This window comes from Streptomyces silaceus (assembly GCF_001419745.1).
Classification (GTDB): domain Bacteria; phylum Actinomycetota; class Actinomycetes; order Streptomycetales; family Streptomycetaceae; genus Streptomyces; species Streptomyces silaceus.
Genome location: NZ_LIRJ01000289.1, coordinates 20096 through 34919, shown reverse-complemented (window position 1 = coordinate 34919; position 14824 = coordinate 20096). Strand labels below are relative to the sequence as shown.

The following is a 14824-nucleotide window of genomic DNA, read 5'->3' as shown; positions in this document are numbered from 1 at the left end:
GGGCTCGCGCCCGGCCGGGCGGCGGCGGTGGCCGTCCCGGCGTCCTTCGAAGGCGCCTCGGCCGAGGGAGCGTCGGCGTCGGCCGCCTCGGCCTTCGCTTCCGCTTCCGCCTCCGTCTCCGTGGCACTCTCCGTACGCGCCCCGGGCACCGGCGCGCCCGCGCGCACCGCGGGGACCAGGTCCGCCGCGCCCGTACCGGAGGTGGTGTTCGCCGACGGGAGCGCGGGCGCCGGGGAGGAGGCCTCTATGGCGAGCAGCCGGCGGCCCTCCAGGGCGCTGGCCCGCTCCGTCTCCGCGGTGGCGTAGCGCCGCAGCAGCGCGGCGTGTTCGTTGCGCAGCGCGGCCAGCTCGGTCCGCTTGGCGCGCAGCTTCGTCTCCAGCTTGGCCCGCAGCTCGCGGGACTCGTCGAGGTCCGACTCCGCCTCGGCTATGCGCTCTTCGTAGCGCCATTCGTCGCTGGCGCGGGCGCGGCCGAGCTCGGCGACGCGTTTGCCGGCCGCCTGGTCCCAGCGGCGCATGACGACCGAGCCGACGACGGCGGCCGCGGCGGCCGCCGCGACGAGCCCGCGGAGCACGATCGGTTCCGCGAACATCCAGGCGCCGCCGGCGCAGAGAACAGAGACGCCTGCGACCGTCGAGGGGGGTAGCAGCCTGTGCAGGGGTGGGGAATGGCGGTGACGTCCACGTGGCATGGCCAGAAACTTACCGCGCGTAGGCGAAGTCTGGAGCCCCCGCCCGTCAAAAAGCAGGTTCCACAACGATAACTCGCCACGACTCCCCGGCCCGCCGCCGCTTTGCTCCAGGCCTCAACTTCCGCCGGGTCCCGGGAACTTCTCCGGCCGGTCCGGGAAGGTTCTCCGGAGGCTTCTCGCGGCGCTTCCCGCGGCAGTTCTCCCGGCACTTCCCGGGTCGCTTCCCGGGGCACTTCCCCCGGAGTTCATGATCAACTCCGGGGGAGGCGGCGTCGGCGTCCTCTACTTCTCGATCAGACCCTTCGACTCCAGATACTCCTTCGCGACATCGGCTTCCCTCTGACGCTCCTCGTCGACCTTCCGGTTGAGTTCGATGAGGTCTTCCGTCGTGAGCGTCTTCGTCAGCTTCCCGAGCGCGTCGGCTATCTCCTTGTCACCGGCATCCTTCTCGTTCACCACGGGGAGGATGTTGTCGGCGTTCTGCAGCTTCTTGTCGTCCTCCAGGATCACGAGGTCGTAGTTCTTCAGCGTCGCGTCGGTCGTGGTGGTCAGCACCAGCTGGTCCGTGCCGTTCTTGACGGCCTGCTTGGACTGCGTGGTGCCGACGCCCTTCGGGTCGATTCCCGCGACATCGATGCCGTACTTCTTCTTCAGACCCGGCGCGCAGAACGGCCGCGTCTCGCATTCGTCGCCCGCCGCGATCCTGACCTTCTCGCCCGACTTGCCGAGATCCGACAGCGTCTTGAGCTTGTGCTTCTCCGCGTATTCCTTGGAGACCGCGAACGCGTTCTGGTCGACCGCCTCGCCCGCCGGCAGCACCTTCAGGCCCTGCGGCTTCGCGAGCTTCTCCAGCGCGCCCACCGTGGCGTCGAGATCACTGGAGGCGACGGGCTTCGCCTTGGGGCCGTTCTTCTCCAGGTTGAGGAATTCCGCGAGCGTCGCCGCGTATTCGGGCGCGATGTCGATCGAGCCCTTCTTCAGCTCGGGCTTGTAGATCTCGCGGTTCTGCACGGTCTTGACCTGCGCGTCATAACCGGCGTCCGCGAGCACGCCCACGTACAGCTCGGCGAGCACCTTCTGTTCGGTGAAGCGCGCCGAACCCACCACGAGCGAGCCCTTCTTGCCGTCGCCCGCCTTGTCCGACCCCTTGCCGTCGTCCTCCAGGCTGTCCCCGCCGCACGCGGCGAGCCCCGCGGTCAGGGCCACGACGGCCGCGGCCGCCCCTGCCATCCGTCGCGCGCGACGCGTTGTGCTCTTCATTGGGTGAACCACCATTTCGAGAGGGAAGATCCAGGAGGAAGGACGGGAGGAAGGACGGGAGAAGGGAGGGAGGAACGGACGAGCGATCAGGGACGCACGCCGCTCCGCCGCATCGGGTCGAAGGCCCGGCCCGCGAGGACCAGGACGCCCTCCACCAGCAGCGCGAGCAGCGCCACCAGGACCGCGCCCGCGACCACTTGCGGGGTGTTCTGCAGGTTGAACCCGGCCGTGATGATCCGGCCGAGGCCCCCCTCGCCCGCCATCGCGGCGAGCGTGGCCGTCGCGACGACCTGGACGCCGGCGGACCGGACCCCGGTCATGACCAGCGGGTACGCGAGCGGCAGCTCGACCCGCGCGAACAGCTGACGCCCGCTCATGCCCATCCCGCGCGCGGCCTCCACCACCGACCGGTCCACCTCGCGCATGCCGAGATAGGCGTTGGTCAGCAGCGGCGGCACCGCGAAGAGCACCAGCGCGATCAGCGTCGGCACGTCCCCGTGCTCGCCGAGCGGCGTGAGCGTGAGCAGGATCAGCAGCGCGAGCGTGGGCACCGCGCGGCCGACGTTGGAGATGTTGACCGCGAGCGCGCCGCCCTTGCCGATGTGGCCGAGGTAGAGCGCGAGGGGCAGCGCGATCACGCAGGCGACGGCGAGGCAGACCCCGGTGAAGTACAGGTGCTCGGCGAGGCGGTGCCACACCCCCTTCTCGCCTTCCCAGTTGGCGCCCGTGGTCAGCCAGTCGTACGCACCGGTGATCGCGTTCATGCAGGTTCCGCCACCTTGGCCGCCGGTGCCTTGCGCGCGGCACGGCTCTTCCGTATTCGGTGGACTCTCGTCCAGGGGGTGAGCCACCGCTGGAGGCCGAGCAGCAGCAGGTCGGCGACGACGGCGAGGAGCACGCACAGGACCGACGCCGTGAGCACCTGGGCCTTGAACGTCGTGTCGAGGCCGTCGAGGATGAGCGTGCCGAGGCCGCCGTAGTCCACGATGGCGCCGACGGTCGTCAGCGCGACCGTGGAGACCGTGGTGATGCGGACGCCGGCCAGCAGGGCGGGCAGCGCGAGCGGCAGCTCCACCTCCCACAGCAGCCTCAGCGGGCCGTACCCCATTCCCTTCGCGGCGTCCCTCGCCTCTTCGGGGACGGCCTGGAGACCGGCCAGGATGTTCCGCACGAGGACCGTGAGCGAATACAGCACCAGGCCCGTGACGACCAGGGACACCGAAAGGCCGAAGAACGGGAGGAGCAGCGAGAACATCGCCAGCGAGGGCACCGTGTACAGCACGGTCGTCACGCCGAGAATCGGTCCCGCGAGAAAGCGCCAGCGGCGCGCGAGCAATGCGAGCGGCAGCGACACGACGAGGCCGATCACCACCGAGGCGACCGTGATCCCGACGTGCTGAAGGGTCGCGTCGATCAACTCCTGGCTGCGGGTGCGGAGATATTCCCCGCAGATCCAGTCGTTCGTCACCAGACAGTTCTGCTCGGCCACGCGCCCCACCTCCCCCGAATCCCCGGACGTATGCCGCACACACGTCCCCCCGTGTCCGGCGACCCTAACGCGCGGCACCGACAATCGCCGAGACTCGTTGTACTGCCGCAACATGGCCTTCACGCAAAGCCCGCCACCGCCCTCCACAATGGGGAACCATGATCCGGTTCGAGCACGTCACCAAGCGCTACGCGGACGGCACCACGGCCGTCGACGATCTGTCCTTCGAGGTCGCCGAGGGTGAACTGGTCACGCTCGTCGGCCCGTCCGGCTGCGGCAAGACGACGACGATGAAAATGGTGAACCGGCTCATCGAGCCGAGCGAGGGGCGGATATTCGTCGACGGCGACGACATATCCGGAATCGATCCCGTCCAACTCCGGCGCCGCATCGGCTATGTGATCCAGCAGGTCGGCCTCTTCCCGCACAAGACAGTGCTGGAGAACACGGCGACCGTCCCGCATCTCCTCGGCGTCAAGCGCGGCAAGGCCCGCGAGCGCGCCGCCGAGCTCCTCGATCTGGTCGGCCTCGACCCGTCCGTCTTCGGCGACCGCTTCCCCGAGCAGCTCTCCGGAGGCCAGCGTCAGCGCGTCGGCGTGGCCCGCGCCCTGGCCGCCGATCCGCCGGTGCTCCTCATGGACGAGCCGTTCGGCGCGGTCGACCCCGTAGTGCGCGAGCACCTGCAGAACGAATTCCTCCGCCTCCAGCAGGCCGTGCGCAAGACCGTGCTCTTCGTCACGCACGACATCGAGGAGGCCGTCCGCCTCGGCGACCGCATCGCCGTCTACGGCCACGGGCGCATCGAGCAGTTCGACACCCCCTCGACCGTCCTGGGCGCCCCCGCGAACGACTACGTGGCCGACTTCGTCGGCGCGGACCGCGGCCTCAAGCGGCTCTCCGTCACGCCGATCGAGGAGGGCGACCTGGAGCAGCCCCCCGTGGTGCACCTGGACGACCCGCTGCCCAAGGAGCTCGACGCCCGCTGGGCGGTCGTCCTGGACGGCGAGAACAACCTGCACGGCTGGATCTCCGCCGAGCACGCGCGCGGGGAGAGCGGCACGGTCCGCGAGCACGCCCGCCGCATGGAGGCGTGGCTCCCGGTCGGCGCGAGCCTGAAGCAGGCGTTCGCGACGATGCTCCAGCACGACGCGGGCTGGATCGCGGTCATCGACAAGGAGAGCGCGGGCCGCTTCCTGGGCGTGCTGACCCCGGCCCGGCTGCACGAGGCGCTGCGCCGCTCGACGGCGGCGGACGCGCGCGACATCGCGCGCGCGGAGGTCGAGCTGGAGACGGTGACCGCCATCACGGAAGGCTGACGGCCCGCCCTGACGGCCCGCCCCGGGACCGCGGGACTAGTCGTCGCTCAGCCGCCCGCTGATCCACTGCAGCGTCGCGGGGATCTCCCGGCGCCAGGTGTTGAAGTTGTGCCCGCCGCTGTCGAGCGTGATCGAGGAGACGCGCGTGGGCGCCTTCACCTTGTCGATGAACTTCAAGGTGTCGTGGTAGTTGTCCTCGCCCTTCTTGCTGCTGCTCACCAGGAGGGACGTCTTGGGCGCCGGCATGTGCTCGAGGTACCACATCAGGTCGGCGCGCTGTTCGAGCTCCTTGTCACCGTGGAAGAGGTCTCCGGTGGTGACGTCGATGGGTGCCTTGTAGTACGCGGACAGGCCCGCCCCGGCGCCGTACTTGTCGGGGTGGTGCATGGCGAGCTTGAGCGCGCAGTAGCCGCCCGTGGAGTCGCCGATGACGCCCCAGTTCGCGGCCTTGGTGCCCACCCTGTAGTGCTGCGATATCGCGGCGGGCAGGTCCTTGGCGAAGAACGTCTCGGTCTGCGGGCCACCGGGGATGTCCACGCACTCCGTGTCGCGCGGCGGCGCCACGGTGGGCCGCATCATGATCAGGATCATCGGCTGCATCTTGCCCTCGGCGGCCTGCCGGTGGGCGGTCTGCGGGTAGTGCAGGCCCTTGATGAGCGCCTCGGCGGTGCCCGGGTAGCCGGTGAGCACCACGGACGCGGGGAACTTCCGGTTCTTGTACTGGGGCTGGAAGTACTCGGGCGGCAGGTAGACGTAGGCGGGGCTGCCTATTTCGGACTCCTTGCCGCCGACCTCGATCTTCTGGATCTGGCCGCCGGTGGCGGGCCGGCCGCCGCCGGGCACGTTCACGGGCTGGGTGTCGACGACCTTGACGGGACCGGCTCCTTTGGCCGGGTCGTGGTCGACCACCACTCCGGGTGCCGTCTCCTGGCCGAAGAGGTCCGCCCACGTGGCGTAGAAACCGAAGGCCTGGTTGGCCGCGAGACCCACGGAGGCGAAGATCGCGACCTGGGTGGCGATGAGCAGCCCGACGCGCCCCGTGACGGCCTTCCAGCTCCGGCGGGCCAGCCGCGGCCAGAGCCAGACGGTACCGACGAAGAGCAGTACGGCCAGCACGACCGCAAGGGCGAGGACCTTGTTGCTCGTGAGTCCCATGGGGTGTTCCTGCCTGCGCTTTCTACCTTTGCCGGGGCGTGCCGCGGCATGACCGGACCCTGGCTCGGGCCTGCCGGTGCCTCCGGCGGCCCTGCCTGAGCTTTTCCAGCGGTTTCCGGTCGGGAATGAACCCGTTTCCCCGAAGGACCGTCCTAGAGGGCGCAATGTTGCCGGATGCCTCTTTGGCACCGGAATCAAGGTCTCTCGCAGAACTACGGGATGCGATGTCTGTCAGGATAGATGGGGAAATGTCGGGTGGGGTTCCGGGCAGTGAGGACCGCCACCGTGACGGCCGGCTCCGCCGGGCACTGCGGGGACCACGCCCCGAGTCGGTGCCGACCCTCGTCGCCAGAGCCTGCGCGGTCGTGGGCCTGCTGAACGTCGCGGCAGGCGTCTTCCCCCGCTTCCGGCACAGCCGCATGCACGCCCTCGCCGAGGTCCTGCCCGGCGCGCTCGGCCCCTTCGCGGCCGCCCTCGCGCTCAGCTCAGGCGTCCTGCTGCTCCTGCTCGCGCACGGGCTGCGGCGCAACAAGCGGCGGGCCTGGCGGGCCGCCGTCGTGCTGCTGCCCGCGGGTGCCGTGGCGCAGTTCGCGTACCGCCACTCGGTCATCGGTGTCCTGATCTCGGTCGCACTTCTCGCGCTCCTGCTGCGCCATCGGAGTGAGTTCACGGCCCTGCCCGATCCGCGCAGCCGCTGGCGGGCCCTGGCCAACTTCGTCCTCCTCGGTGCCGGCTCGATCGTCCTGGGCCTGGTGATCGTCAGCGTCCACCCGGGGAAGGTCATCGGGGACCCGAGCATCACGGACCGCCTGGAGCACGTCCTGTACGGGCTCTTCGGCTTCGAGGGCCCGGTCGACTACTACGGACGCACGTCCTGGACCGTCGGTTTCTCCCTCGGCGCCCTCGGCATGCTCACCGCCCTCACCACCATCTACCTGGCCTTCCGCCCCGAGCACCCGGCCGCCCGCCTCACCGAGGACGACGAGACGCGGCTGCGCGCCCTGCTCGACAAGCACGGCGGCCGCGACTCCCTCGGCCACTTCGCGCTCCGCCGCGACAAGGGCGTCGTCTTCTCCCCCAGCGGCAAGGCCGCCGTCACCTACCGCGTCGTCTCCGGAGTGATGCTCGCCAGCGGCGACCCGATCGGCGACGTCGAGGCCTGGCCCGGCGCCATCGAGCGCTTCATGGACGAGGCCAAGCTCCACTCCTGGACCCCCGCCGTCATGGGCTGCTCCGAGACGGGCGGCGAGGTCTGGACCCGCGAGACCGGCCTGGACGCCCTCGAACTGGGCGACGAGGCGGTGGTGGACGTCGCGGATTTCTCCCTGTCCGGGCGTGCGATGCGCAACGTACGCCAGATGGTCAAGCGGATCGAGCGCAATGGCTACGAGACGCGCGTGCGGCGCATCCGTGACCTCGGCGAGAACGAGCTCGCCCGGATCCAGCGCGCCGCCGACGACTGGCGCGGCACCGACACCGAGCGCGGCTTCTCCATGGCGCTCGGCCGCATCGGCGACCCGAACGACGGCGACTGTCTGATCGCCACGGCCCACAAGGCCGACGAGGAGCCGGGCGCCTACGGCGACCTGAAGGCCGTCCTGCACTTCGTCCCCTGGGGCAAGGACGGCGTCTCCCTGGACCTCATGCGCCGCGACCGCTCGGCCGACCCCGGCATGAACGAGCTGCTCATCGTCGCCGCCCTGCAGGCCGCCCCCAAGCTCGGCATCGCGCGCGTGTCCCTCAACTTCGCGATGTTCCGCGCGGCCCTCGCCCGCGGCGAGAAGATCGGCGCGGGCCCGGTCCTGCGCGCCTGGCGCGGCCTGCTTGTCTTCCTCTCCCGCTGGTTCCAGATCGAGTCCCTGTACAAGTTCAACGCGAAGTTCCGCCCCCGCTGGGAGCCCCGCTTCGTCGTCTACCGCTCCAGCAAGGACCTGCCCCGCATCGGCTTCGCCGCCATGCAGGCCGAGGGCTTCGTCACGCTCGCGCTGCCCCGCTTCCTGCGCAGGGGCACGCCCCAGCGCCGCCCCTGCCCCCACCAGGCGGCCGAGCGCGAGGTCCAGGCGGCGTAAACCGGCCGCGTCCGGGCCTACGCTGGAGACATGAGTACGTTGCGCGGGCGGGGATCGGTCCAGGGGCTGCCGGAGTGGGACCGCTGTGCGGTCATGGGCGTCGTGAACGTGACGCCCGACTCCTTCTCCGACGGCGGCCGATGGTTCGACACCGCGGCCGCCGTCAAGCACGGCGTCGACCTGGTCGCCCAGGGCGCCGACCTCGTCGACGTCGGCGGCGAGTCCACCCGCCCCGGCGCCTCCCGCGTGGACGAGGACGAGGAGCTGCGCCGCGTCGTGCCCGTCGTCCGCGGCCTGGCCGCCGAGGGCGTCGCGGTCTCCGTGGACACCATGCGCGCCACCGTCGCCGAGCAGGCGCTCGCCGCGGGCGCCGTCCTCGTCAACGACGTCAGCGGCGGCCTCGCCGACCCGCGCATGGTCCCCGCGGTCGCCGCCGCCGGCGCGCCCTTCGTGGTCATGCACTGGCGCGGCTTCCTCACCGACCTGCACGCAGAGCCGCACTACGAGGACGTCGTCTCCGAAGTCGTCACCGAGCTGCACGCGCGCGTGGAGGCCGCCATCGAGGGCGGCATCGCCCCCGAGCGCATCGTCGTCGACCCCGGCCTCGGCTTCTCCAAGGAGGCCGAGCACGACCTGGCGCTCCTCGCCCGCGTCGACCGGCTGCGCGAGCTCGGCCACCCCGTCCTCGTCGCCGCCTCCCGCAAGCGGTTCCTCGGCCGGGTCCTCGCGGGCCCCGAGGGCGCCCCGCCGCCCGCCCGCGAGCGCGACGCCGCCACCGCCGCGGTCTCCGCCATCGCCGCCCACCAGGGCGCCTGGGCGGTCCGCGTGCACGAGGTGCGGGCGACGGCCGACGCCGTCCGCGTCGCCCAGGCCGTGACGGACGCGGCGGGCGGCCACCGGTGACCGAGGCCAGCAGGACCGACAGCGAACAGGTCGAGCTCGCCAACACCGCCTTCTATGAAGCGCTGGAGCGCGGCGACTTCGACAAGGTGTCCGAACTGTGGCTCGACTCCGGGGACGGCGCACGGGACGGCGAGGCCGACGAGGACGGCGTCGAGGACCCGGCGGGCGACGCCATCTCCTGCGTCCACCCCGGCTGGCCGGTCCTCACCGGCCGCGGCGAGGTCCTCAGGTCGTACGCGCTGATCATGGCCAACACCGAGTACATCCAGTTCTTCCTCACCGACCTGAAGGTCGGCGTGGCCGGCGACACCGCTCTGGTGACCTGCACCGAGAACATCCTCAGCGGCGGCCCGCCCCCGGAGGGCGGCGGCGAGCTGGGCCCGCTCGTGGGCCAGCTCGTGGTCGCCACGAATGTGTTCCGCCGCACATCCGACGGATGGAAGCTCTGGTCGCACCACGCGTCACCCGTGCTCGCCGAAACCGATGACGAAGAGGGCGACGAGACACCCTCTTGAGTGGGTAGACCCACGGATGTGGTTGGGATCACGGGCCGCCGGGTATGGGCGGCTACCAGCCACGAGCCGCAGCTCGAACGCGGTATGACCGGTGCGCGCCGCGGCGGCCGACGGGCCCCGCGGGCGAGCGCTGTCAGTGCTCGCAGGTAGATTCGATCGAGGCTGGTGTGCCGACCGCACTCGGTACAGGCCTGCCGATACCGACGATTGCAGGAGTGATTCGCGTGGATCGTGTCGCGCTGCGCGGCCTCAAGGCCCGCGGGCACCACGGTGTCTATCCGCGGGAGCGCGAAGAGGGCCAGACCTTCATCGTGGACCTGGTGCTTGGTCTGGACACGCGAGCGGCCGCGGCCGACGACGACCTGGCGAAGACCGTGCACTACGGCATCGTGGCCGAGGAGGTCGCGACGGTCGTCCAAGGCGAGCCCGTCGACCTGATCGAGACGCTCGCCGAGCGCATCGCCCAGACGTGTCTGAAGCACGACGGAGTCCTGGAGGTCGAGGTGTGCGTCCACAAGCCGGACGCCCCGATCACCGTCCCCTTCGACGACGTGACCGTCACCATCACCCGGAGCCGAGTATGACTGCGCCCTTCAAAGCGGGTCAGAGCGACCCGACCGTCCAGCCGGTGCCCACCTCCGTGGTCGAGCAGGTCGACGCCGCGGACACGACCCTGTCCAACCCCAAGCGCGCCGTGATCTCCCTCGGCAGCAACCTCGGCAACCGCCTGGAGACGCTCCAGGGCGCCATCGACGCCCTGGAGGACACCCCCGGCCTGCGGGTCAAGGCGGTCTCCCCGGTGTACGAGACCGAGCCGTGGGGCGTCGACCCCGGCACGCAGCCCTCGTACTTCAACGCGGTCGTCGTGGTGAAGACGACCCTGCCGCCCGCCTCGCTCCTGGAGCGCGCGCAGGCCGTCGAGGAGGCCTTTCACCGCGTCCGCGACGAGCGCTGGGGCCCGCGCACGATCGACGTGGACATCGTGGCGTATGCCGACGTGGTCTCCGACGACCCGGCGCTCACGCTGCCCCACCCGCGCGCCCACGAGCGTGCCTTCGTCCTCGCCCCCTGGCACGACGTCGACCCCGAGGCCCAGCTGACCGGCCGCGGTCCGGTCGCCCAGCTGCTCGACACGGTCACCCGCGAAGGCGTCGCTCCCCGCGCCGACCTGGAACTCCGGCTGCCGGAGTAGTCGTTGGAGAAGGCGGTCGAGGCAAGCAAGACGATGAAGGGTCACCCGTGAAGCAACTGCGTATCAGGACGCTGGTCGGCCTCTTCCTCGCGGCCGGAGTGCTGTCCTGGTCGGGCGCCCGCCTGTGGGACTCCGTCGGCACGCTGCCGCGGGTTCCGCTGGCCGCGCCCATCGTGCTCGCGGTGATCGCCGTCGTCCTGCTGGCGACGGCGCTCTCGCTGCGTTCGCGCCTGCGCGCCCAGCGCGAGCGCCGCCCCGACGCGAAGGGCGTCGAGCCGATGATGGCCGCCCGCGCCGTCGTCTTCGGCCAGGCGAGCGCCCTGGTCGCCGCCCTGGTCGCCGGGATGTACGGCGGCACGGGCGTGTTCCTCCTGGAGTCGCTCGACATCCCGGCCCGCCGCGACCAGGCGATCTACGCCGGGCTCTCGGTCCTGATGAGCTTCGCGGTGATAGCGGCCGCCTTCTTCCTGGAGCGGGTCTGCAAGCTCCCCGAGGACGACGACGAGAACGGCGGGACGGCGCCGGCGGCCTAGGTCCGCTCGGCGCTCAGGCACTCAGAAGGTGCGAGGCGGCCCGGAGGCGCTCAGAAGATGCAGGCCCCCCCGAGCGCCACGACCGCCCTCCGAGGCCCTCACAGGCCCCTGCGGCGCCGCTACAGCAGCGTCCCGCCCTCGGCGCAGGTCTCGGTCTCGGCCGCGCGGGATCGGCTCAGCGGGCCATGATCAGGCTCATCGCCTCGTTGCGCGTCGCGGGGTCCCGCAGCTGGCCGCGCACCGCGGAGGTGATCGTCTTGGCGCCCGGCTTGCGCACCCCGCGCATCGTCATGCACATGTGCTCGCACTCCACGACCACGATGACGCCGCGCGGCTCCAGGATCTCCATCAGGGAGTCCGCGATCTGCGTGGTCAGGCGCTCCTGGACCTGGGGACGGCGCGCGTACACGTCCACGAGGCGGGCCAGCTTCGACAGACCGGTGATCTTGCCGTCGGTGGACGGGATGTAACCGACGTGGGCGACGCCCACGAACGGGACCAGGTGGTGCTCGCAGGAGCTCATCACCTCGATGTCCTTCACGAGGACCATCTCGTCGTGGCCGAGGTCGAACGTCGTCGTCAGGACGTCCTCGGGCTTCTGCCACAGGCCGGCGAATATCTCCCGGTACGCCCGCGCGACGCGCGCCGGGGTCTCCAGGAGGCCCTCGCGGTCGGGGTCCTCCCCCACGGCGATCAGAAGCTCACGCACGGCGTTCTCGGCCCGCTTCTCGTCGAACTCGCCGATCGAGCTCTCGCCGTCCAGCGTCACCGGGTCGGTCATGTCCTGCCTCGTTCCTGTACGTCTCTCCACGCGGGCGTACGAAAGTGCCGCGCCCCCCAGGCTAGAACCAGGGGGGCGCGGCATCCATTCCGGGCCTGCTGAGACGCAGGGGGTCAGCTCTCGGTGCGGTCCTCCGGGACCACTTCGATGGGCTGGTCCGTGCTGCTGCCGGCGGTCACCGCGGGGGTGGCGCCGTTCGCACCGTTCGTCAGCGACAGCTCCTTGGGGGAGAGCACCGGCGGACGGGTCGAGGGCGTACGGCGCGAGGAGCCGGTCCACGCCGGGCGGGCCGGACGCTTCACGATCCCGGCGAAGATCTCGGCGATCTGCTCCTTGCCGAGGGTCTCCTTCTCGAGGAGCTGGAGCACCAGGTTGTCGAGGACGTCGCGGTTCTCGACGAGGATCTCCCACGCCTCGTTGTGCGCGGTCTCGATGAGCTTCTTGACCTCTTCGTCGACCAGCGCCGCGACCTCTTCCGAGTAGTCCCGCTGGTGCGCCATCTCGCGCCCGAGGAACGGCTCGGTGTTGTCGCCGCCGAACTTGATCGCGCCGAGACGCTCGGTCATGCCGTACTGCGTGACCATCGCGCGGGCGGTGGCCGTGGCCTTCTCGATGTCGTTCGCCGCGCCCGTCGTCGGGTCGTGGAAGACGAGCTCCTCGGCCGCGCGGCCGCCCAGCATGTAGGCGAGCTGGTCGAGCATCTCGTTGCGCGTGGTCGAGTACTTGTCCTCGTCGGGCAGGACCATGGTGTACCCCAGGGCCCGGCCGCGGGAGAGGATCGTGACCTTGTGGACCGGGTCCGAGTTCGGCGAGGCCGCCGCGACCAGGGCGTGTCCGCCCTCGTGGTACGCGGTGATCTTCTTCTCCTTGTCGGACATGATCCGGGTCCGCTTCTGCGGGCCGGCCACGACGCGGTCGATCGCCTCGTCGAGCATGCCGTTGTCGATCAGCTTCTTGTCGCTGCGGGCCGTCAGGAGCGCGGCCTCGTTCAGGACGTTGCTCAGGTCGGCGCCGGTGAAGCCCGGCGTGCGCCGCGCGACGGCCGACAGGTCGACGTCCGGGGCGACCGGCTTGCCCTTCTGGTGAACCTTGAGGATCTCCAGACGGCCCTGCATGTCCGGGCGGTCGACGGCGATCTGCCGGTCGAAGCGGCCGGGGCGCAGCAGCGCCGGGTCGAGGATGTCGGGCCGGTTCGTGGCGGCGATCAGGATGACGCCGCCCTTCACGTCGAAGCCGTCCATCTCGACGAGCAGCTGGTTCAGCGTCTGCTCGCGCTCGTCGTGGCCACCGCCGAGACCGGCGCCGCGGTGACGGCCCACCGCGTCGATCTCGTCGACGAAGACGATCGCCGGGGCGTTCGCCTTGGCCTGCTCGAAGAGGTCACGGACACGGGAGGCACCGACACCGACGAACATCTCGACGAAGTCGGAACCGGAGATCGAGTAGAACGGGACGCCCGCCTCGCCCGCGACGGCGCGCGCGAGCAGCGTCTTGCCCGTACCGGGCGGGCCGTACAGCAGTACGCCCTTGGGGATCTTGGCGCCGACGGCCTGGAACTTCGCCGGCTCCTGGAGGAACTCCTTGATCTCGTGGAGCTCCTCGACGGCCTCGTCCGAACCCGCCACATCGGCGAAGGTCGTCTTCGGGGTGTCCTTGGTGATGAGCTTGGCCTTGGACTTCCCGAAGTTCATGACCCGGGAGCCGCCGCCCTGCATCTGGTTCATCAGGAACAGGAAGACGACGACGATGAGGACGAAGGGGAGAAGGGAGAGCAGGATGCCGACGAAGGGGTTCTGCTTCGACGGGGAGACGGTGTAACCGTCCGGGATGTCCTTGCTCTCGTACTTGGTCTGCAGCGAATTGGCGAGGGCGACGCCCTGGTCACCGATGTAGCTCGCCTGGATCTTGCTGCTGTCCTTGACCTTCTGGCCGTCCTTGAGCTCGACCTTGATGATCTGCTCGTCACCGGTGGTGAGTTTGGCCGACTCGACCTTGTTGTCGTTGATGGCCTGGACGACCTGGCCGGTGTCCACCGTCTTGTAGCCACCGGACGAGCCGACGACCTGCATCAACACGACCACGGCAAGGACGGCCAGCACGATCCACATGACTGGCCCACGGAAGTATCGCTTCACGTCCATCCATACGGAGCGATGACGCCCCGTCCCTCCTGCCATAGTGAGTTTGATAAAGACTGTTCTTCGGACGGTACCCCAGCATTGTGACCCGAAGCCGCACGGGAGGGCTGGCAATCCCGCCTTCGCATGCTCCAACGCGGGGAAACGGGTGAGGGTTCCCCGGCGTCGTCCGCCGCCCTACGGTGCGTCAGCCGCCGTAGACGTGCGGAGCGAGCGTTCCGACGAACGGGAGATTGCGGTACTTCTCCGCGAAGTCGAGGCCATAGCCCACCACGAACTCGTTCGGGATGTCGAAGCCGATCCACTTCACGTCGATCGCGACCTTCGCCGCCTCCGGCTTGCGCAGCAGCGTGCACACCTCGAGGGAGGCGGGCTCGCGCGAGCCGAGGTTCGACAGGAGCCAGGACAGCGTCAGACCGGAGTCGATGATGTCCTCGACGATCAGGACGTGCTTGCCCTTGATGTCGGTGTCCAGGTCCTTGAGGATCCGCACGACGCCGGAGGACTGGGTGCCCGCGCCGTACGACGACACGGCCATCCAGTCCATCGTGACGGGGGTGGACAGCGCGCGCGCCAGGTCCGCCATGACCATCACGGCGCCCTTGAGGACACCGACGATCAGCAGGTCCTTGCCCGCGTACTCCGCGTCGACCTTCGCGGCCAGCTCGGCCAGCTTCGCGTCGATCTCTTCCTTGGTGATGAGCACCGACTTGAGGTCGGTGCCCATGTCTTTCGCGTCCACCCGCATCACTTTCGGTCGTCCCACCGGCCGTCCGGACCC

Annotated in this window: 14 protein-coding genes and 1 pseudogene; 7 read left to right on the top strand and 8 right to left on the bottom strand. The window is 70.2% G+C overall.

What is annotated here, in order from left to right; translation table 11 throughout:
- From AOK22_RS25425 to AOK22_RS25410, 4 genes and pseudogenes are all read right to left on the bottom strand, one after another.
- Positions 1-692, bottom strand: a pseudogene (locus AOK22_RS25425) (hypothetical protein); the annotation flags it as partial.
- A gap of 282 nt (positions 693-974) precedes the next feature.
- A complete protein-coding gene (locus AOK22_RS25420) occupies positions 975-1952 on the bottom strand; it encodes an ABC transporter substrate-binding protein (protein WP_055701043.1) in 978 nt (325 codons plus the stop codon).
- 86 nt (positions 1953-2038) lie between these two features.
- The gene (locus AOK22_RS25415) at positions 2039-2716 is read right to left on the bottom strand and encodes an ABC transporter permease (RefSeq protein WP_055701042.1); all 678 of its coding nucleotides are present in this window, start codon (positions 2714-2716) and stop codon (positions 2039-2041) included.
- Positions 2713-3441, bottom strand: coding sequence for an ABC transporter permease (locus AOK22_RS25410; RefSeq protein WP_055701041.1), 729 nt, complete (start codon positions 3439-3441; stop codon positions 2713-2715). The genes AOK22_RS25415 and AOK22_RS25410 overlap by 4 nt, the downstream gene beginning before the upstream one ends.
- Positions 3442-3599: 158 nt before the next feature.
- On the opposite strand from AOK22_RS25410, the gene AOK22_RS25405 reads away from it, so the two are divergent.
- Entirely contained in the window at positions 3600-4757 is a 1158-nt protein-coding gene (locus AOK22_RS25405) for an ABC transporter ATP-binding protein (protein WP_055701040.1), read from the top strand.
- A 36-nt stretch (positions 4758-4793) separates the two neighbouring features.
- Here AOK22_RS25405 and AOK22_RS25400 read toward each other — a convergent pair whose 3' ends face one another.
- A complete protein-coding gene (locus AOK22_RS25400) occupies positions 4794-5912 on the bottom strand; it encodes an alpha/beta hydrolase (RefSeq protein ID WP_055701039.1) in 1119 nt (372 codons plus the stop codon).
- A gap of 248 nt (positions 5913-6160) precedes the next feature.
- On the opposite strand from AOK22_RS25400, the gene AOK22_RS25395 reads away from it, so the two are divergent.
- The 6 genes from AOK22_RS25395 (at position 6161) to AOK22_RS25370 (ending at position 11124) form a co-directional block, all read left to right on the top strand.
- Positions 6161-7981, top strand: coding sequence for a phosphatidylglycerol lysyltransferase domain-containing protein (locus tag AOK22_RS25395; RefSeq protein WP_055701038.1), 1821 nt, complete (start codon positions 6161-6163; stop codon positions 7979-7981).
- A 30-nt stretch (positions 7982-8011) separates the two neighbouring features.
- A complete protein-coding gene (gene folP, locus AOK22_RS25390) occupies positions 8012-8884 on the top strand; it encodes a dihydropteroate synthase (RefSeq protein ID WP_079036797.1) in 873 nt (290 codons plus the stop codon).
- Positions 8881-9399: a nuclear transport factor 2 family protein gene (locus AOK22_RS25385; protein WP_055701036.1), complete on the top strand. Its 519-nt coding sequence runs from the start codon at positions 8881-8883 to the stop codon at positions 9397-9399. Before folP ends, AOK22_RS25385 begins: the two co-directional genes overlap by 4 nt.
- 224 nt (positions 9400-9623) lie before the next feature.
- Positions 9624-9983 carry a dihydroneopterin aldolase gene (gene folB, locus AOK22_RS25380; RefSeq protein WP_055701035.1) on the top strand — a complete coding sequence of 120 codons (360 nt, stop codon included), beginning with the start codon at positions 9624-9626 and terminating at the stop codon, positions 9981-9983.
- Entirely contained in the window at positions 9980-10591 is a 612-nt protein-coding gene (gene folK, locus AOK22_RS25375; RefSeq protein WP_055701034.1) for a 2-amino-4-hydroxy-6-hydroxymethyldihydropteridine diphosphokinase, read from the top strand. The genes folB and folK overlap by 4 nt, the downstream gene beginning before the upstream one ends.
- Before the next feature lie 47 nt (positions 10592-10638).
- Positions 10639-11124, top strand: coding sequence for a DUF3180 domain-containing protein (locus AOK22_RS25370; RefSeq protein WP_055701033.1), 486 nt, complete (start codon positions 10639-10641; stop codon positions 11122-11124).
- 175 nt (positions 11125-11299) lie between these two features.
- On the opposite strand, the gene folE is transcribed toward AOK22_RS25370, so the two are convergent.
- From folE to hpt, 3 genes are all read right to left on the bottom strand, one after another.
- Positions 11300-11905, bottom strand: coding sequence for a GTP cyclohydrolase I FolE (folE, locus tag AOK22_RS25365; protein ID WP_055701032.1), 606 nt, complete (start codon positions 11903-11905; stop codon positions 11300-11302).
- Between the two features lie 113 nt (positions 11906-12018).
- Entirely contained in the window at positions 12019-14046 is a 2028-nt protein-coding gene (gene ftsH, locus AOK22_RS25360; protein WP_055701031.1) for an ATP-dependent zinc metalloprotease FtsH, read from the bottom strand.
- 184 nt (positions 14047-14230) lie between these two features.
- Positions 14231-14791: a hypoxanthine phosphoribosyltransferase gene (gene hpt / locus AOK22_RS25355; RefSeq protein ID WP_055565725.1), complete on the bottom strand. Its 561-nt coding sequence runs from the start codon at positions 14789-14791 to the stop codon at positions 14231-14233.
- Positions 14792-14824: the final 33 nt, after the last annotated feature.